This window comes from Priestia sp. TRM10 (genome assembly GCF_057808375.1).
Map to the genome: position 1 here is coordinate 13,818 of NZ_JBJZOT010000015.1, position 18,933 is coordinate 32,750.

21 protein-coding genes are annotated in these 18,933 nt (G+C 36.9%); 8 read left to right on the forward strand and 13 right to left on the reverse strand.

What is annotated here, in order from left to right:
- Positions 1–185: 185 nt before the first annotated feature.
- A complete protein-coding gene (locus ACK3CR_RS16920) occupies positions 186–890 on the reverse strand; it encodes a GntR family transcriptional regulator (RefSeq protein WP_243519521.1) in 705 nt (234 codons plus the stop codon).
- A 334-nt stretch (positions 891–1,224) separates the two neighbouring features.
- Between ACK3CR_RS16920 and ACK3CR_RS16925 the strand changes: the two genes are divergently transcribed.
- Genes ACK3CR_RS16925 through ACK3CR_RS16935 form a run of 3 tightly spaced genes read left to right on the forward strand, consistent with a single transcriptional unit; the run spans position 1,225 to position 4,119 of the window.
- On the forward strand, positions 1,225–1,935 hold the full coding sequence (locus tag ACK3CR_RS16925) for a FadR/GntR family transcriptional regulator (protein WP_040061055.1): 711 nt from the start codon (positions 1,225–1,227) through the stop codon (positions 1,933–1,935).
- 16 nt (positions 1,936–1,951) lie between these two features.
- Positions 1,952–3,160, forward strand: coding sequence for a CaiB/BaiF CoA transferase family protein (locus ACK3CR_RS16930; RefSeq protein WP_488975811.1), 1,209 nt, complete (start codon positions 1,952–1,954; stop codon positions 3,158–3,160).
- Entirely contained in the window at positions 3,160–4,119 is a 960-nt protein-coding gene (locus ACK3CR_RS16935; protein WP_243519517.1) for a hydroxymethylglutaryl-CoA lyase, read from the forward strand. The genes ACK3CR_RS16930 and ACK3CR_RS16935 overlap by 1 nt, the downstream gene beginning before the upstream one ends.
- An 81-nt stretch (positions 4,120–4,200) precedes the next feature.
- Here the strand turns inward: ACK3CR_RS16935 and ACK3CR_RS16940 are convergent, their stop codons facing one another.
- Positions 4,201–4,473 (reverse strand): barstar family protein, encoded by a 273-nt coding sequence (locus ACK3CR_RS16940; protein ID WP_019392688.1) that lies wholly within the window; start codon positions 4,471–4,473, stop codon positions 4,201–4,203.
- Between the two features lie 15 nt (positions 4,474–4,488).
- The gene (locus ACK3CR_RS16945) at positions 4,489–4,953 is read right to left on the reverse strand and encodes a ribonuclease (RefSeq protein WP_410914518.1); all 465 of its coding nucleotides are present in this window, start codon (positions 4,951–4,953) and stop codon (positions 4,489–4,491) included.
- 554 nt (positions 4,954–5,507) lie between these two features.
- Here ACK3CR_RS16945 and ACK3CR_RS16950 point away from each other — a divergent pair.
- The gene (locus ACK3CR_RS16950; RefSeq protein WP_243519515.1) at positions 5,508–6,845 is read left to right on the forward strand and encodes an amino acid permease; all 1,338 of its coding nucleotides are present in this window, start codon (positions 5,508–5,510) and stop codon (positions 6,843–6,845) included.
- A gap of 18 nt (positions 6,846–6,863) precedes the next feature.
- Here the strand turns inward: ACK3CR_RS16950 and ACK3CR_RS16955 are convergent, their stop codons facing one another.
- Complete coding sequence (locus ACK3CR_RS16955) at positions 6,864–7,091, reverse strand: non-oxidative hydroxyarylic acid decarboxylases subunit D (protein WP_019392685.1); 228 nt, start codon at positions 7,089–7,091, stop codon at positions 6,864–6,866.
- Positions 7,092–7,105: 14 nt separating this feature from the next.
- Positions 7,106–8,527: a non-oxidative hydroxyarylic acid decarboxylases subunit C gene (locus ACK3CR_RS16960; RefSeq protein WP_488975812.1), complete on the reverse strand. Its 1,422-nt coding sequence runs from the start codon at positions 8,525–8,527 to the stop codon at positions 7,106–7,108.
- Between the two features lie 145 nt (positions 8,528–8,672).
- On the opposite strand from ACK3CR_RS16960, the gene ACK3CR_RS16965 reads away from it, so the two are divergent.
- On the forward strand, positions 8,673–9,560 hold the full coding sequence (locus tag ACK3CR_RS16965) for a LysR family transcriptional regulator (RefSeq protein WP_488975813.1): 888 nt from the start codon (positions 8,673–8,675) through the stop codon (positions 9,558–9,560).
- 57 nt (positions 9,561–9,617) lie between these two features.
- The gene (locus ACK3CR_RS16970; RefSeq protein WP_488975814.1) at positions 9,618–10,616 is read left to right on the forward strand and encodes a DUF4003 family protein; all 999 of its coding nucleotides are present in this window, start codon (positions 9,618–9,620) and stop codon (positions 10,614–10,616) included.
- On the opposite strand, the gene ACK3CR_RS16975 is transcribed toward ACK3CR_RS16970, so the two are convergent.
- Positions 10,613–11,230, reverse strand: a complete 618-nt coding sequence (locus ACK3CR_RS16975; protein ID WP_243519508.1) for an NUDIX hydrolase — start codon at positions 11,228–11,230, stop codon at positions 10,613–10,615. The genes ACK3CR_RS16970 and ACK3CR_RS16975 overlap by 4 nt on opposite strands.
- 111 nt (positions 11,231–11,341) lie before the next feature.
- Here ACK3CR_RS16975 and ACK3CR_RS16980 point away from each other — a divergent pair, with 111 nt between their 5' ends.
- A complete protein-coding gene (locus tag ACK3CR_RS16980; RefSeq protein ID WP_488975815.1) occupies positions 11,342–11,641 on the forward strand; it encodes a DUF948 domain-containing protein in 300 nt (99 codons plus the stop codon).
- A 28-nt stretch (positions 11,642–11,669) separates the two neighbouring features.
- Here the strand turns inward: ACK3CR_RS16980 and ACK3CR_RS16985 are convergent, their stop codons facing one another.
- The 7 genes from ACK3CR_RS16985 to ACK3CR_RS17015 form a co-directional block, all read right to left on the reverse strand.
- On the reverse strand, positions 11,670–12,530 hold the full coding sequence (locus ACK3CR_RS16985; RefSeq protein WP_328124597.1) for a YihY/virulence factor BrkB family protein: 861 nt from the start codon (positions 12,528–12,530) through the stop codon (positions 11,670–11,672).
- Between the two features lie 122 nt (positions 12,531–12,652).
- On the reverse strand, positions 12,653–13,099 hold the full coding sequence (locus ACK3CR_RS16990) for an SRPBCC family protein (RefSeq protein ID WP_243519502.1): 447 nt from the start codon (positions 13,097–13,099) through the stop codon (positions 12,653–12,655).
- A 70-nt stretch (positions 13,100–13,169) separates the two neighbouring features.
- Positions 13,170–14,135 carry an NAD(P)H-dependent flavin oxidoreductase gene (locus ACK3CR_RS16995; RefSeq protein ID WP_488975816.1) on the reverse strand — a complete coding sequence of 322 codons (966 nt, stop codon included), beginning with the start codon at positions 14,133–14,135 and terminating at the stop codon, positions 13,170–13,172.
- A gap of 114 nt (positions 14,136–14,249) precedes the next feature.
- Positions 14,250–14,720: a hypothetical protein gene (locus ACK3CR_RS17000; protein ID WP_019392676.1), complete on the reverse strand. Its 471-nt coding sequence runs from the start codon at positions 14,718–14,720 to the stop codon at positions 14,250–14,252.
- A gap of 257 nt (positions 14,721–14,977) precedes the next feature.
- Entirely contained in the window at positions 14,978–15,478 is a 501-nt protein-coding gene (locus ACK3CR_RS17005; RefSeq protein WP_019392675.1) for a hypothetical protein, read from the reverse strand.
- A gap of 134 nt (positions 15,479–15,612) precedes the next feature.
- Positions 15,613–17,184: an acyl-CoA synthetase MbcS gene (gene mbcS / locus ACK3CR_RS17010; protein WP_488975817.1), complete on the reverse strand. Its 1,572-nt coding sequence runs from the start codon at positions 17,182–17,184 to the stop codon at positions 15,613–15,615.
- Positions 17,185–17,415: 231 nt separating this feature from the next.
- Positions 17,416–18,033, reverse strand: a complete 618-nt coding sequence (locus ACK3CR_RS17015) for a ribonuclease H1 domain-containing protein (protein WP_488975818.1) — start codon at positions 18,031–18,033, stop codon at positions 17,416–17,418.
- Between the two features lie 226 nt (positions 18,034–18,259).
- Between ACK3CR_RS17015 and ACK3CR_RS17020 the strand changes: the two genes are divergently transcribed.
- Positions 18,260–18,910 carry a lysozyme family protein gene (locus ACK3CR_RS17020; protein ID WP_061802550.1) on the forward strand — a complete coding sequence of 217 codons (651 nt, stop codon included), beginning with the start codon at positions 18,260–18,262 and terminating at the stop codon, positions 18,908–18,910.
- Positions 18,911–18,933: the final 23 nt, after the last annotated feature.

An 18,933-nucleotide genomic window follows, 5' to 3' on the forward strand; every position in this document is an offset into this window, starting at 1 on the left:
ATATTAAGTATGTTTGTCCTCACCTCCTTCAAAGTACTTTTTATTAAAAGTTTATTATTAAACGCTTACATTTCAACTTTATACTAGTATACAAGATGATCAAGCATACTTATTTTATTAAATTTGGGGATTGAAGAGCTTGCTTAAATCCATAATTTTTAGCATGTTATGGATTTAAGCATCTTTTAGTCTAGTTGAAAATAATCAGGATATTTATCAATCACTTTTTGCAAATAATTAGGAGATTGTCTAAGATGTTTAGTTAAAAGGTCTTCTACTTTAGCAGGATCTTTATTTATGAGAGCATCGAATATCGCTTGATGATCGTCCGTAATCCTGTTAGTATCCTTTCGATCATAGAATTCTAGATATCTTAATCTATTTACATGTCCACGAAGTTGGTTTATGAAAGAAAGAAGTGTTGCATTGTCTACTTCATCCATTACAATCTTATGATAAACTTCGTCCAATCGGAAAAATTCAACGTAATCTTGCTTACGTGATGCTTGTCTTTGTTCTTCTAAATTTTCCACAATACTCTTATACATTTTCTGAAATCGATCTTCTTCAGCATTCCAATCTATTGCCACTTTCTTAAAAGCACTTATCTCAAGACTCTCTCTTACAAACCATGCCTCTTTTACTTTTTTGGTTGAAATATAAGAAATACGAGCCCCTTTTTGAGGCAAGATTTCAATAAACTCTTCATTGACAAGTAATCGGAAGGCTTCCCTCACTGGAGTACGGCTAACTCCGAAATCAGAAGCTACTTCATTTTCATAGATCATTTCACCTGGCTTCAACCGAAGCGAAATAATTTCGTTGCGAAGATGAGCATATATGCTGTCTCCTAGCGTTTTTCGTTGATGAGAAATCTTAAATAACGTCATCTTTTATCACCCCAAATATCCAATATGCTGAATCAAATACTAGTATACAAGCGAATCAGAGAACAAGATTAGACTATTTTCCACTGTTCGACCACTTATCAAACTTTAAAACGGGCTACTGGTTAGTCCAGTTTGATTACTTTTGATATTATCAGAAAATTTAATAAGATGCAAAGGGTATTTTATTTTTTAAAAACATCTTTGAAACAAGAAAGAGAAATTTAATATATCTTAAAACATAATTGTGTTGACAGTTTTAAATTTTCTGAATATAATCTGAATTAATTGGACTAACCAGTGGCCCGGTTTATAATCCAATCAAGGAGGTTTACTCATGAGTAATGAATTATTTTCAAGCGTACGTAATGAAAGAATGTATGAAAAAATTGTTGTACAACTAAGGCAATTAATAGCCGATGGAAAATTAAAACCTGGTGATCGCTTACCAGGTGAACGTGTCCTTTCTCAAACATTGGGATGCAGCCGCACTTCATTAAGAGAAGCATGTCGAGTACTAGAGGCAGAAGGACTTATTATTTCAAAACCTGGAGGAGGCAGGTTTGTTCAACATGTAGAATTAAATACAGATTCCCTCTTCTCTCTTGATCCTATTGATATGCTTGAGAAATCGGCTGTCCTCTATTTTTTAGAAGCAAGAGAAGCAATTGAGCCTAAAATAGCTGAGTTAGCAAGCCAAAGAGCAACATCTGAAGACATAAAAAAAATGGAAGCTGTGCTGCTTAAGATGGAGGAGCAATTAAAACATCCAGATGAAAATGTAGAGATTGATAGTAGCTTCCATCTTGCTATTGCTGAAGCAACTCAAAATTTTGTATTTGTTTCAATGATGAAAGCAAATTTAAGTATGAGCCGACAAGTTCGTAAACAAACACTAAGTTCAGAAGAAAGGTACCTTCTATCTTTAGAAGAACACCGAGCTATTCTGAAGGCTGTAAAAAATAGAGATGGCAAAGAAGCTATAAAAGCTACTTGTCTTCACCTTCAAAATATTAAAGAAAATGTTCTTAAAAACTACCCAACATAACGGAGGAATGCTTCCTATGCTAACAACTAATTATGGACCTTTAACAGGAGTAAAAATTCTAGATATTTCCACCATGATTGCCGCTCCCTTTGGCGCTACTTTGCTAGCGGACTTAGGGGCGGAAGTAACAAAGATTGAGCTACCTAACAAAGGGGATACACTAAGAACAGTTGGTCCCTGGAAAGGCACAGAACCTTTAAGATGGCCAGGACTTGCTCGTAATAAAAAGTCGGTCACTTTAGACATTCGCTCTGATGATGGCAAAGATATTTTAAAAAAATTAATAAGTCAGTCGGATATTTTGATAGAGAATTTCCGCCCAGGCACATTGGAGAAATGGGGATTAGGCTATGAGGAACTGAAAAAAGTGAATCCTAAACTCGTTATGATGCGTGTATCTGGTTATGGACAAACAGGTCCTTACCGAGAAAAAGCCGGATTTGGTACTCCTGGTACAGCATTTAGTGGACATACTTTCTTGCAAGGTTACCCAGACAGACCGCCAGTTAGCCCTTCCTACTCTTTACTTGATTATGTGACAGGCATTTATACAGCGTTCGCTTGTGTAAGCGCTATCTATCATAGAGACGTACAAAATCAACCTGAAGGGCAAGTTGTGGAAATGGGATTATATGAATCTATCTTCCGCATGATGGAGTTTTTAATTGCTGAATATGATCAAAATGGAAAAGTTAGAGGAAGAAGTCCTGGACTTGCTGGACATTCGAGTCCTGCGGGTACGTATGAAACAAAAGACGGAAAGTTTGTTGTACTTGTATGTAGTACAGACTCAACATTCAATCGCCTAGCAGAAGCTATGGAAAGAACCGATATGTTAGAGCATCCTCATTACTACACAAATTCAGAGCGTTTAAAACATGATCATGAAGTTCAGGAAATTGTCTCGAGTTGGATTCGTCTTTTTACACAAGAGGAACTACAAGCAAAATTAGACTCATTCGGTGTACCTGTTAGCCCTATTCACAGTATTGAAGATATCTTTAATGATCCACAGTACAAGGAAAGAGAAAATATCGTAGAAGTTGAGCATCCCCGCTTAGGAAAAATTAAGGTGCCAGGAGTTGTTCCAAAATTTTCACACACACCAGGATCTATAAGACATCGGGCTCCTGAACTAGGTGAGCATAATGAAGAGATTTTAGGCGGAAAACTTGGTCTATCTTCTGAAGAATTAGCTCTTTTAAAAGAGAAAGGAGTTATTTAATGAATAGAGTTGAAGAAATAAAGTTACCCGAAAAAGTTGTGATTTGTGAAGTAGCACCGCGAGATGGGTTTCAAGCTGAAGAGACGTGGATTCCAACTGAACGAAAAATCCACATTGTTCGAGAGTTAGCGAAGACAGGAATTCAATCGATAGAAATTACATCTTTTGTACATCCAAAAGCAATTCCCCAACTAAAAGATGCCGAACAAGTTGTAAAAAGCGTTCAAGATTTAACAGATATTAAATTCCGTGCTTTAGTACCGAATGTAAAAGGAGCACAAAGAGCGATTGATGCAGGAATTACAAAACTAAAACTTATGCTTTCTGCAACAGACTCTCACAGTCTATCAAATGCGAACTGCTCTGTCGAAGAGGCACAACTAGGCTTTGCTCCTATTATTGAACTAGCGGCTAAAAGCGGCGTTAAAGTTGGAGGTTCTATTTCAGTAGCTTTTGGATGCCCTTACGAAGGAAAAGTTCCCTTAGAAAGAATATCCACCATCGTAGAGCGCTACACTGAAATGGGAGTTAACGAAGTTTCATTAGCTGATACAACAGGCATGGCAAATCCTAAACAAATCTATACAACGCTAGGGGTACTTAAGAAAAGCTTTCCACAAATGACATTTTCCATGCATCTACACAATACACGTGGACTTGCTTTTTCTAATGTTTTAGCAGCCTTGCAGCAAGGTATTATTCACTTTGATAGCTCGATCATTGGTTTAGGGGGATGTCCATATGCTCCTGGAGCAAGCGGAAACATCGCAACAGAAGATCTTGCTCATGGATTAGCTGAAATGGGAGTTGAAACAGGAATCAATCTTGATAAACTGACTGTCGCAGCTAGAAACATACGCGAATTGATTGGTCATGATGGCGGAAGTTATATACTACAAGCAGGACCTTTCTCCCAACTCTATGACAAACCTCATGTACAAGAGAAACTTGAAAAATAAAACATGATTAACTTTTTCATTCCTTCTATTTATTAACTCAAATTAAGAAAAAGGGAGAAGTATTAAGCTCCTCCCTCTTTCTTAGTTTAAAATAAAAGAAAACTCCTTCATCTCTTTCTCCACATCTTCAAAGAGCTTTTTAAATTTTTCTGCTCTCTTCCCTAACTCTTTCTCGCTTTCTTGATAATTTCTCCATGATATAGTGAGAGGCTTTGAAGAATAAGCCATTAAAGTGTCCCAAAGTGCATCTAAGTTTCCTCCATAATAGCTTGGGAAATCTAACTCGCTTTTTAAAAAATCATGAAGTTCTTGTTCAGTTCCGATACGTTCTCCAGGAATTTCTACTATCTTCATCCATCAGTATCCTTTCTATCTCATTCTTTCAAATGTTTTGTAATGATCGGTTGTTTTATAAATAAGACCATCATTTGAGTATACAATACGCTTTGCATTACGGTAACCTGACACATAATCTATATCTGCTTCACGCCATACTCTTCCTGATTTCTCCGGGAGGGATCCTTCACGGTTAGAGAAAATATCTCCACCAATACTTTTACCAGGAGCTACTTCAGCTAAATTCCCTTCACTTGGCTCCCACCCTAAATTATATGCTTCACTTTTTGTTATATAATTGTCTGGAAGCTCACCGTATCTATCAATATAATTTGCAACGTCTTCAAATGATGTATAAGAAGCTGCTTCTACGCGCTGGTCTGCACTATTTGATAGAGGACTTTGAAGCGGAGCAAAGGTGAAAAATAAAAGAGCTGCTAACAGAACTGCACTAAACTGAACAACTTTTTTCATTGCTTTTCCTACTGTGTTTTTCATTTTACCACTCCTTTTTTAAATTCACCTCTATAATAGTACAAATTTTAGTAATATTCTTAATTTTAAAATCGAATTAACTTATTTTTAAATTTCACTTTACAATATTAATATCATCTTCAATAATTCAGTACTAATAATCAAAAATACACCCTTTTATTTTACAGCTTATTTTCTTTCTCCGAACCGTGTATAAAGCTCGATATTGAATAAAATGGTGACAGCTTTCACCTTTCCTTTTTCCATCCACTTTACTCTATTAAGCGTAGGTGAGAAAAATCATTTCTCTCCCTAACTCTCCTCAAAACCAAACAGGTGAACGTTCTTAAACCCAAAACTAAACAAAGTAGAAGTGCATAAGTTAGAATTACACTGCTTGATGTACAATGTAAATCCCTTGACTGCCAAGCCCTTGTGAATTGCTTGAATATATGAAAGGGGAAGGTTAAAAGCTGCGTTTTTTCCTACAGCTTTTAACCTTCCCCTTCTTTCTATACATAAAAGTCTCCTCCTAGCCTCAGAATAAGCTTATATATTTTAAGAGGAGGAGGGACAGAATGAGCAGCTGTAGCGCCAAGGGTGCGAAAGAAGAAGGAAATATGAAATGGTGGCAGCTTTCTTTAGTGGGAATTGGCTGTACAATTGGAACGGGCTATTTTCTTGGATCAAGTATTGGCATTCGCTTGACAGGTCCCGCTATTATTTTATCGTTTTTAATTGCTGCATTTAGCACATATATGGTCTACAATCGATTAGCAAAAATGACAGCTGAAGATCCACAAGAAGGGTCTTTCTGCTACTATGCGCGAAAAGCACACGGTCATGGGGTTGGATTTGGGTGTGGCTGGAACTATTGGTGTTCTAATATTTTAATTATGGGAAGTCAGCTTACGGCTCTCTCTATTCTTACACGATTTTGGTTTCCTGATGTGCCTCTTTGGGTCTTTACTTCTATTTATGCAGTTCTCTCTATTATTGTTGTCCTAACAGGCACAAGTGGATTTAACAAGCTTGAGAACCTTTTTGCTGTTATTAAAGTAGCAGCAATTGTGATGTTTATTATTTTAGCAGTTGCTGTGCTATTCGGATGGATTGGAAAACATACGGGTGGTTTTCAGGAACATGATGCTTTTTTCACTTCTGGACTTAAGGGATTTTGGGCTTCTCTTATTTATGCATTCTACGCTTTTGGAGGCATTGAAGTTATTGGCCTGATGGCTATGCAATTAAAGAAGAAAGAAGACGCGCCAAAAGCAGGAACGATGATGCTTCTTTTGCTTGCTATTATTTACGCTGTGTCTATTGGATTAGCGGTCATGATGACGTCTCTTCAACACTTTACAGAAGATGAAAGTCCCTTTGTTACTGCTCTTAATGACGACGGATTGGCCTTTTTTCCTCATGTATTTAACGCTGCAGTTATTATTGCAGGCTTTTCTGCTATGACAGCTTCTCTTTTTGGGGTGACCAATTTACTTGTGACGCTCGCTAAAGACAAAGATGCACCAGCTTTTTTTGAAAAAAAAATAAAAAAACTAAAAGATCTTCCTCTTCCATCTCTAGGATTGGCTACAGTTGGGTTAATTGCTTCTATTATTGCTTCTTTTGCTGTACCAGGAAGAATTTATGAATACATTACAACTGCTGCTGGACTTATGATTTTGTATAACTGGTTTTTTATTATTACTTCTTCCTTACGCCTTATTTCGTCTTCGCTTTTTCAGAAGATACTATCTTGGTTAGGACTTCTTCTCATTTTAGCAGCAGTTGTTGGTACCCTTTTTGAAAAAACAGTACGACCTGGTCTCTATGTAAGCTTACTTTTTGTCGTCGTTATTGCGATTGTTGCTTTTTTTATTCAAAAGAAAGGAAAACAAAACAAGACGGCTTCATAAGCCGTCTTGTTTTTGCAACTATTCTTCCAAACGAGGTGGAACCTCAGGTACTTTTGTCGCTAAAGGAACATCTGCTGGGTTCACTTTAAACGATTTTTTATATTTTTCACCGTTTACAATGCTTTCAGGTTCACAAGATCTCCATGTAAAAAAACAAAGATTACACTGATACACTTCCCAAGCTCCTTCAACAGGAGATTTTGCTACAGTTTCGGCTTTATGTTGATCACAGCGTGGACATTTCATTTTTATCACTCCTTTTATTTTGACAGCATATCCTGAAGTTTTTTCTCCCACTCTTTTGTTGTAAGTGGTTCGTCAAGCGGCTGCGAGTAGTGCCCTCTTGTTTCAGGTGCTGTTGGTGTTGTAGCATCTAAAATCATTTTGTGGGTAATGCCTGCTGGATCTGAGCCAGGATCAAGCGGTAGAACAGATAAATTAGGTATTTGAATAGCATCATGTTTTGGATGCATTTTTGTGGACAGCGCCCACATCACTTGGGGCAAATTGAAAGGATCCACATCTTCATCAACAACGATGACCATTTTACAATAGCCAAGTCCATGTGGTGTTGTTAAAGCCTTCATGCCAACAGCTTTCGCAAATCCTCCATAGCGGCTTTTCGTAGAAATAATGGCAATAAGTCCGTGAGTATACATAGCATTTACAGCTACAATTTCTTCTGGGAATGCTTCTTTTAACTGCTGATAAAGAGGTACACACGTGTTAATCCCAATCATATAATCACATTCTGTCCATGGCATTCCTAGATAAAGGTGTTCAAAAATTGGGTTTTTACGATGATAAACACGTTTAATTTGAATAATTGGCATGCTGCGCCCACCTGAATAGTGACCTGTAAATTCTCCAAAAGGACCTTCGTATTCACGTTCTCCAGCTAAAATCTCACCTTCAAGGACAACTTCTGCTCCCCATGGGATATCAAGATTAGAAAGTTTTGCTTTTACAACTTTATACGGCTCTTGCTGAAGCGCTCCTGCCATCTCATATTCTGATTGATCATATAAAAGCGGTGTTGAAGCTGCTGTTGTAATAACAGGCTCACATCCTAATGCAATGGCTACTTTTAAATTTTCACCGCGCTCTTCCGCCTGTTTTAAATGAATAGCAATATCGTGTTGTGGCACAGGCTGAATTCCTAAGCGATCTTTTCCTTTTACTTGCATGCGGTAAATTCCAACATTTTGTTTTCCAAAATGTTCAGGATCTGTTACATCTCTTGAAATAACGCATGCTTTATCAAGATAAAATCCCCCGTCTCCTTGGTTGATTCTGAAAAGTGGTAAAATATCAAAAAGATTAATATCTTCTGTTATCTCACATTCATGAAATGGCGCACTTTCTTCACGTTGTACAGGAACAGGAGCCTCACTATATCGTTTAGCAAATTCAAAAAACTGCTCTTTAACAGGCGTGTTTTTAGACATTCCTAGCATAAGTGCATGGTTGGACCAGGAGCCAATTACATTTAGGGCAATTTGAGCATTGTTATACCCATAAATATTGTTAAAAAGAAGGCCTGGCGTGTTATCTCCTAAGTTACTAATAGCTCGAGCAGCCGCCCCTAAATCAGGTTCTGGTTTCACTTCTTCATCAATTGTCAAAAGTTGATTTTCTTTTTGTAAAGTGTTTAGAAAATCTCGAAAATCTTTATAAGCCATCTTTTTTCCTCCTTGTTTCTCTTCTTGCCTTACATCTCAGATCATTTTTTCTACATGTTTATGGTACATGAACTTTTTACATATTTGAAATATGTATTAAATATTTATAAAATACTCTTAAGGTATAAAGAAAGGAGAAAGACTTATGGATATTCGTCAAATGACGTATTTTATTGCTATTGCTGAAGAAGGAACAATTACAAAAGCTGCCGAACGACTACATATGGCACAGCCACCTTTAAGTCGACAAGTTCAAGGGATGGAAGAAGAGCTTGGTGTTATGCTGTTTGAGCGTAATAAAAAGAAGCGAATGACGCTCACGCCAGAGGGAGAGCTGTTCCTCAAGCGAGCGCGAGAAGTCGTGAATAAGATGGAAGATACAGTTGAAGAAGTAAAAGAATTTCAAAACAGCGGGGAAGGTAAATTATCTGTTGGAGCAACCATTTATTCGTCTGCCCTGCTCGTAAAAAGTATTGTGTCTTATAAAGAAAAACATCCTAATTTTACATTTCAAGTTTGGGAAGATGAACCAACACGGTTAGAAGAACTTTTAGAAAGCAGGAAAATTGATGTAGTACTAACCACAACCCTCTTCTCAAATGAAAATATCATTACAAAACAGCTTTCTGAAGATCCTTGCGTTGTTGTTGTACCAAAAAATCATCCAAGCACAGAGCCAGTAAGTATGGAAGCTCTTGCTTCCCTTCCACTTGTTTTGCTACGAACCAACTATGGAAAAGGAATTTATGACAGTATTTTAGTAGAGTTTGAACGATTGAATTTACATCCAACGCTTTTTTGTGAATGTCACGACTCTGCCACCCTCTTAAATCTCGTTTCAGCAGGATTTGGGGCAACGATACTTCCTTGCTCAATGCTTTCCTTACACGGATTAAACGACTTAAAAACGCTCTCAATTGAAAACAATCCTTTTATTCTTAAAACGTCACTTATTTACCGAAAAGGATATGTATCAAAAGCCGCACAGGAATTTATACAGGCGTTTGAAAAGTTTCAAGATGGCCCATCTTGAAACTTTTTGTTTCTTTCTTCGTATAAAAGAGAAGAAAGAAAAAAGGAAGTGATATGGATGACAACACTGCAAGAAAAAGTGGAACGTTTTGAAAAAATGTATTTTCACTTAAAGAATGAATTAAAATGGCAAGCTGTTGATAAAAACTATTTAATGATTCTCTCTTCTATATATGGAGAAAGCAATAAAAAAGAAGCGCAAGTTTCGCTTCTTTCGCTCGGAAAAACATTAAAAAAGCAAGTTGGTTTTTTTTCACCCCTTAACTCTAGCTACTCTTTTATGATCGCTGCAATTCTTGATGCGCAATATAACGACCCAGAAGCTAAATTTCAGGAGCTTGATACAATTTATAACAAGCTCGTAGACGCAGGCTTTAAAAAAGATGTATTCACATACCTATGCGCTCTCATTGTTCTTAATGAAAAAACGCCAACGTTTTCAGTTGAAGACTATGCTGACCGAGCCCTTTCTCTTCACAGCTTAATGAAAAAAGCTCATCCTTTTATAACGTCTAAAAGCGACTATCCTCTTGCAATGCTGCTTTCAAGAGAAAACGGCGCTCCTATTCAAATTATCGACCGTGTTGAAAATGTGTATGGAATGTGGGCAAGTAAAGGATGCCGAAAAGGAAACGATTTGCAGTTTTTAAGCCATATTCTCTCGCTTCAGGATACGCAACCGCTTGAAGACCTTTATGAAACGTATGCTAGAATTGAAAACTACTTTTCTAAAAATGGTATGAAAATAAAACCTGCTTACTATACACAATTTGCAATCCTTTCTTTATTAGAAGCTGACGAAAGAAAGCTTGCTCAAATTTACGATATTGCTGCTTATTTCAATAAACATAAAGCTTTCAAATGGAAGCAGCAAACAAATTTTGCAACAGCTGTTAACATTGTGATGAACTATAGTATGGAACATGAAGACATTTTAAAAACAAGCCTCTATACAACGCTAGATGTGGTTATCCAAGCTCAGCAGGCAGCAATGGTAGCTGTGATGGCAAGCGCTGCAGCAAATGCTTCCTCTAGTGATGGCGGCGGTGGAAACTAATCTTTTTGAATGACGTCTATAAAGTGTTTTAACACTCGTCCTGTTAATCCCCATATCACATCGCTGTTGTATTCATAAAAATATTCAGGAAGTGGGCGCTGACGAAAATTATAATTCTCTCCTCCTGGAATTAAATGATATGGAAAATCAGCAGCAGGTTTCACTTCATAATTCATCTCAAATTTCTTTGGAGGATTATGGAGGAGATAAGAAAGAGGCACCGTGAATACGCGCTCTACTTCTTCTTGATTTGGAAGAATCTCAGCTTCTTCAATAAAGCCTACATACGGATAAATAATCATCCCAAAAGGAGATACAAAATAATCGAGAGGCTGTACGTTTGTGATTTTATTAGAGGAAATGCCAAGTTCCTCTGCCGTTTCCCTTATAGCTGCCTCCTGCTCATTTTTATCTCCTTCTTCAATTCTTCCTCCTGGAAAACAAACTTCCCCAGGCTGTCTTCGCATTGTTGAAGCTCGCACTTCAAAGAGAAGATGAAGTTCATCTTGTTTTTGAACTATAGGAATTAAAATAGCATATTTTAAAAAATGTTCGCTTCCTAAAATAGCAGGACGGCGATGCTCTAACTTTTGCTGTAGTTTTTCTAACTCCATATATTTCTTCCTTTCCCTCTAATTTTCCTTATCGTACCATACTGTTTTTCCTTTTGCATCGATTATAAACACCTTAAACTGGGTATGTATCACATAAGGAGGTTGATAACGGTGATTATTATTTTATATGCAAGCATTGCTTTACTCGTTGTATCCATTATTTATCTTGGCTATACAGCTATAAAAGCAATGAAAAACATTAAGCCAAAAGTAAATGAATTAAATACTACAGCAGAGCGGGTAAATGAACGTATGAATGGTATAAAAACAGAAACCGCTGTATTGAATGACACGAAAGATAAGATTTCAGAGGACATTCAGTATAAAAAAGAATCTGTTAACAAAGTAATAGGCGGTGCCAAAGAAACCCCAACTTTATTAAAGAAAGTATGGGAAAACGGAAAAGTATAGTAAAAAAGCGAGGAATCCCTCGCTTTTTTTATTGTTTAACAACTCTTTTAGGGTGTTTCACAATTGCTTCTGTTTGAATATTTCGCTTATGAAAAAGAGCGTTAATCTCTCCTCCAATAACAAGAATGAGTCCTGTTAAATAGAGCCAAATCATAAGGACAATTACGCCTCCTAAGCTTCCATAAGTAGCGGAGTAATTACCGAAATTACTAACGTAAAAAGAAAACCCGAATGAGATTACTTGCCAAAGCACTGTTGCAATAGCAGCTCCTGGAATAACGTGTTTAAAAGCAAAACTTTTATTCGGCGCAAAACGATAAAGACCTGAAAGGACGATAGAAATGACAACAACTGCTACAACCCATCTTAAAATAGTAAATAAAATTTCAAACTGAGAGGATATAGGAACAAAGCTTTTAATCCAATCAACAATTACGTTTCCAAATATAGGAAGAACTAATGAGATAATAAAAGCTACAAGAAGGCCTATTGTTAACACAATAGCGAGCAAGCGTACTTTTATAAATGAACGATTATCTTCCACATCGTATGCGATATTCATCGCGTGAATAAACGCTTGAATCCCATTTGATGCAGACCAAAGTGTGCCGAGAATCCCGACTGTTAACAATCCGCCATTTGGAGTTGTTACAAGATCAATCACATTTTCTTCTAGTAAATTAGCTGTTTCTGATGGAAGAATACTTTTAATAAATGAAACTGCTGTTTGAGGCTCAATTGATAGATAGGGAATGATAGATAGCAAAAGGATGAGAACAGGAAAAATGGATAGCATATAGTAGTAAGCTTGCTCTGCTGCTAATCCTGTTGCTCGATCTTTTTGCATCTCTTCCCCCAAATTTTTCAAAAACCCTTTTGCCGAAGACATACACTTTCTCCTTTCTATCTTTTTTTGTGTTGTCTTATATCTATTGCATACCCGACTTTCTAACTTTTCAACACTGTTTTCAATAGAAAAAAGCCAGTAGAGATCTACTGACTTCTTTCTATTCATACTTTGCTACGCTTGATCTCTTTTTCAAATCGTTTGAAAAAATCTTTCACAATGAATCCTGCTACTTTCTTTAGCACAGGCTTTCCCGCTTTTGTTACTTTCCCATGAATTTCTGCTTCATATGTATAGGAAAGCACTGTTGTATGACCTTTTTCATCGAGATGAATATGATTCAGCATCTTAATTTCTCCTGGTCCCCCTTTTCCACTCATCTTCATGTTATATTGCTCTGGCTCCTTTAGATCCGTTAGCTTAATGGTTATGTCGTAATCCCCTTTTACAGGCAGAAAACCAAGCGAAATATTTGCTTTATATATTCCCTCTTCCACCTTTTCAAAGCGTTTACATCCAACCATACATTCTTTCAATACGTTTGGATCCAAAAGCATCTTAAAAGCACGTTCTCGTGTTGTATGAAGGTCAATTGTTCCTTTTCCTTTCAAACGCATCTTCTCCCTTCAAAGACTTTTTTCTACTTTATGCAAGAAAACAAGCTTTTTATGAAGAAGACACTCAATTTTCAAACATTTTATAAACATCCCCTGCTCCGTAACGTGCCTCTTCTACCATATTTCTGATAAGGTCTTGAACAGATGGGACTGAATCAATGAGCCCGACTACTTGTCCTGCCCAGCCAAATCCCTTATCATCTTCTCCTTCATAAATATATTTTTTATTCGCCTCTCCACTCACTGATTCTTTTAAATCTTCATATGTTGCTCCTTCTCTTTCACGCTGAATAATATGATTTGTATATACGGATTTTAAAACACGCCCAGGAGCTCCCCACGTTTTTTTTATAATAACGGTATCTTGCTCGCTACTAGCAAGAAGCGCTTGTTTATACGTTTGATGCGCATGTACACACTCTTTTGTCGCGATAAAGCGCGTGCCCATCTCAATTCCGTCAGCGCCTAGGGCTAATGCGGCAAGCAAACCTCTGCCTGTGCCAATTCCTCCACTCGCTAAAACTGGGATGGATACAGACTGAACAACACGCGGAATAAGAACCACCGTACCTACTTCATCTCTTCCCAAATGACCTCCACCTTCGTTTCCAACGGCCATCACGGCATCTGCTCCAAGACTCTCTGCTTTTTGTGCTTGTCTTACGTTTGCAACAAGCACAAGCTTTTTCACTTTTTCTCCTTGTAAGCGCTCAAAAATCGGCTTAGGATTTGCTCCTGTAACAGAGATAACAGGAACTTCCTCTTCTATAACAACCTCTAATAATTCTTCATAAGAAGTGGCATGCTGACCAATTGCAAAATTTACACCAAACGGATTTTGAGTTAACTCTTTTGTTTTTCGAATTTCTTTCCTAAGTTTTTCACTTTCTCCTAGCGTCATTGCTGTAATTTGCCCTAGTCCGCCTGCATTAGAAACAGCGGAAGCAAGCTCTGCATACGCTAAATGAGCAAGCCCTCCTTGAACGATTGGATATTGAATATTTAATAACTCTGTTACACGCGTTTTCATTGCTTTATTCCCCCTAAAGCATTATTTATCCCTTTTATTCGTCTTCTTCAAGGTAAATCCTGTTTACTCATATAAAAAAGCTTGAAGTGTGGCTGCACTTCAAGCTTTTTTATATTATGGACGATGAAAGTTGACCGTTTTCCCATCATCTCCTGTTCGTTCAAACCAACCTCTCATTGCCCAGTTAATATAACCTCCATCACCTTCATTAATGAAGGTTCCTTGTTCAAATACCCAAATTCCATATGTTACTCCATCATAGTCTGTTGTATCAAAATATTGTACACCTTGAAGTCCATCTGAGTTATATCCTTGACTTAGATTCATCACAACAACGTTATATTGCTGTCCTGATTCAAAGAACGCTTTCTCCATTGCTCCTTTTACAAATCCACTTCTGTTATCAGCCGAAACTTTTGCATCTTCAATAGCTTGTCCAATTGCAACAGGATCGATTGTAACACTTCCTCCTACTTCAGGCGTCGCAGCAGACGCTGTGTTACCTCCAAAAGGTAGAGCTAATGGTGCGGCTAATAGAGTGACGCTTAGGGCAGATCCTGCTAAAACTCTTTTTGCTTTCTTCATGTGTTCTCCTCCTTATTTTTGGTAATACATAGGGGCTGTACCCGTTAAATAGAAACATAAACAAAAAATTCTAATTATTTTTATAATTTGTTCAATTTTTTAATTATAATTACTTTTTAATCCCTTAATAACAAGATTCAGAGCTTTTTTATTCAAAAACTTTACAATTATTAAAATAATGTTAACCCATTCTTTTAGAACATAGTTTTATAAAATAAAAGAAAAAGCTATCTTTGTTTCAAAGATAGCTTTTTCTTTTAAACACCTAATTTTACAAATACTTTTCCATCCTTAATTTCAAAGTCTTTTATATTTCCGACTGGCACATAGCGAATCTTGCTTATTTCGTTAAGATTGATCGTTAATAAATTTTGACTATAGTGAGATAGAGGTTCATTATGAAATATTTTTCTCTTGAACCAGCTGCTGTTTAACGGCTTTACATAAAGAACTTGAAACGTAAGCGAACGGTTGCTCGCTTTGAAAGGGGAAAGTCTTATTTCAAAAGGAATGGAGATGCCGAGTTTTTTGACTTTACCACTAAAAGCAATTCCTTCTTCCAAAAACGATAAGTGTGGTTCAACAATGGGGAGATTTCCTTTTTTCTCCAAGCACCATAGAAGGACTTCAGGAGTGATTGGAACCCACACCCCACTCTTTTTTAAGTATTCTTTTGTTTTTGACATATAGTTTTTCTCTTTTTGTTCTTTTAACATGCTAACCCATTTCTCACTTACATTTAAAACAATCTTTTTCATGAGGTTCACCTCGCTCAATTGATAAAAAAGCTCCCCATTTATAATATGCGGAAGAAAAGAAGGTGTGCCCGTTTTTATTACAAAGGGAGAAGATGAGTTAGCATAAAAAAAAGCATCCAGCTGGATGCTTTTTCTTACTTTCCTACTTCTTGTTGACGTAACTCTACACGACGAATTTTACCTGAATTCGTTTTTGGCAAATCGTCTACAAATTGAATACGACGTGGGTATTTGTATGGTGCTGTTAGACTTTTAACATGGTTCTGAAGCTCTTTTGTGAGCTCTTCTTCATTGTCTACGCTTGTTCTTGGCACAATAAACGCTTTTACAACATTTCCTCGAATTTCATCAGGGCTTGCTACAACCGCACATTCTTTTACAGCCGGATGTTTCATAAGTGCATCTTCTACTTCAAACGGTCCTATTGTATAACCTGAGCTAATGATAATATCATCGCTTCTTCCTTCAAACCAATAATAGTTTTCTTCATCTTTTGATGCACGATCTCCTGTTAAGAAATAGTCTCCTTTATAGGCAGATGCCGTTCTTTCAGAATCTTTGTAATATGTTTTAAAAAGCGATGGAAGATCTTTGTGAACCGCAATATTGCCGACTTCTCCTGGTTTGCACGCCTCGCCGTTATCATCTACAATCTCAATGAACTGAGGAATCATTGGTTTTCCCATTGACCCTGCTTTATGTGGAACTCCTTTTAATGTACCAATCAAAAGCGTACTTTCCGTTTGACCATATCCATCACGAACTTGAAGATTAAAATACTTTTTAAATGTATTAATAACTTCTTCATTTAACGCTTCTCCTGCTGAAACAGCGCTATGTAAAGAAGATAAATTATAGGTTTCTAATTCATCAATTTTAGCCATCAGACGATACTCAGTTGGTGTACAACAAAGCACATTGATTTTCTCATCTTGTAAAAGCTGCAAATATTGCTTAGGCTCAAATCTTCCATGATAAACAAATCCTGTTGCACCTCTTCCAAGTACAGATAAAAACGGGCTCCATACCCATTTTTGCCATCCAGGACCTGCAGTTGCCCATACAATATCTTTTTCACTAATATCTAGCCACTCACCGCCTGCAATGCGTAAATGTGCATATGCCCAGCCGTGACTGTGAACAACACCTTTTGGCTGTCCAGTTGTGCCAGATGTGTATGAAAGAAAAGCAATGTCATTTTTTGAGGTTTGCACAGCATCAAATGAGCTTGACATTTCTTTTGTAAGCGCTACCATATCTGTCCACTCGCCATATTCTCCACCAATTACAAGCTTATGTTCTAGCGTTTCCACATCTTCTACCATATCAATTTCTTTACAATATGGCTTATATGCAATAATGGCTTTTGCTTCTGCGTGTTTTATTCGGTACTGTAAATCTTTAGCACGAAGCATTTCAGACGACGGGATAATAACAAGACCTGATTTTAAACAAGCAAAATATGTGACATATGCTTCCACAAGACGTGGCACCATCACTAATACACGATCTCCTTTTTGTAAACCCAGTTTTTTAAACGAGTTTGCTAGCTTGTTTCCTCGCTCAATAAGTTCATTATATGATACTTCTTCACGATGGCCTTCATCGTCTCTCCATTTTAATGCTGTTCTTTCTGAAGCATACTTTTCCATTTCTTCTGTTAAGTTATACTGTTCTGCTGGAATAAGTTCTTCTAATTTCAACATTTCTCTTCCTCCTTCATCCACGTTCTCTTGGATTCAGTTCTCATTTTCATTTAATGTAACTTTATTATATAACTAAATATTAATACCTGCTACTAATTTTTTGCCATACAATGATTAATTGTATCATAAAAATTCAAAATAAGCCCAAATTAAGCTTTTGCATCTTTTAGTTCTTAAGTTCCACGCATTCTTGTTATGCTAAAAAGCCTATGGAAAATTCCATAGACTCCTTTATTTCCGACCAAAATCTGCTTTAATTTCGCCCCACTTTTTAGTTTCCCATTTCATGATTGGATTTTCATAAGAGTGGTGATTCAGCCATTCAATGCTCTTATCAATACGCTCCCATATATGCTGTGTTTCTTCCCTGCGTGGCAAATTCGTATTCACTTTCTTATTTCTAACCCAAGCAAGAGCTGTAATAGAGTCTGTATAAATTGGCGTACTTTTACCTTCCTTTTGAAAAAGAGAGAGAGCATGAACAATAGCTAAAAACTCTCCAATATTGTTTGTTCCATTTTTAACAGGACCATAATGGAAAATTCTCTCCTCCGTTTTTGTATCCACTCCTTGATACTCCATAATCCCAGGGTTTCCGCTGCAAGCAGCATCAACACATATGCTTTCTTCTATATAAGAAGAGGATGTAGATTTAGATGCACGTTTAGGTGCATTTTTTGCAGGTGATCCTCCTCCAGCTTTAAACGCAGATTCGGCTTCCTCTAGCGTTGGAAATGATTTATATCTTGCTCCTTGAAAGCCATGAACTTGTGCTTTACATTCGTCCCACGTTGTATAAATGCCTGTCTTTCTTCCCGCCCAAACAACGTAATATTTTTTCTTTGCCATTTCGTGTATTCTCCTTTAGATAACATTCTTTCTCTACTATAACAAAAGAAGAAATGAAAAAGAACTATACTATTTCTTGCAAAGAAAGAGTATATGACAAATTTTTCATCATTTCTTCGCTAAAGTAATAAAATTGTAATCTATTTTTGGATGTTTTTGTTTTTAAAATCTTTGAAACTCTTTATAATAGAAATAGAGAGAGAAAAGTTTAAAGGTGGAAAAGGGAATGAAGAAAAAAGGCTGTTTAGGTTGCTTAGGGTTTCTCTTAAGCTTCGGCATTATTTTTTTAATTGCGCTTGTTTTTCTAGTAACGCGCGATGGCGGTACAGATAAATTAATGTCAAAACTTGTTGAAAAGCGACTAACGGAATATCAGCCTCTTGTTGAAAGTGAACTAGAAAAGTACGGTTTAAAAGACTACACACCTCTTCTACTCGGAATTATGTATCAGGAGTCGAATGGGCGTGGGAATGACCCAATGCAGTCTTCAGAGTCAAACGGTCTTTCTCGCAACGAAATTGAAGAACCCGAACAAAGCATTGAACAAGGGGTTGCCCATTTTTATGACATGTACAGCTATGCACAGAAAAAAGGCGTCGATTTGGACACAGTTATTCAAAGCTACAATATGGGACCAGGATATATTGACTATGTAGCATCAAACGGGCAAAAACATACAGAAGAGCTTGCTAAAGAGTTCTCTAAAATTCAAGTAGAAAAAAATCCTGACGTGTATAAATGCGGAGGCGATAAAAACAATTTTCGCTATCCTTACTGCTATGGAGACTACACGTATTCTGAAAAAGTAAATGAACGAACATTAACAGTAAAAGAATGGATTGGGAATTCTGCAACAGCAGATGCTAATCAAAGCTAAAAAGGTGACATCCGGAGATGCCA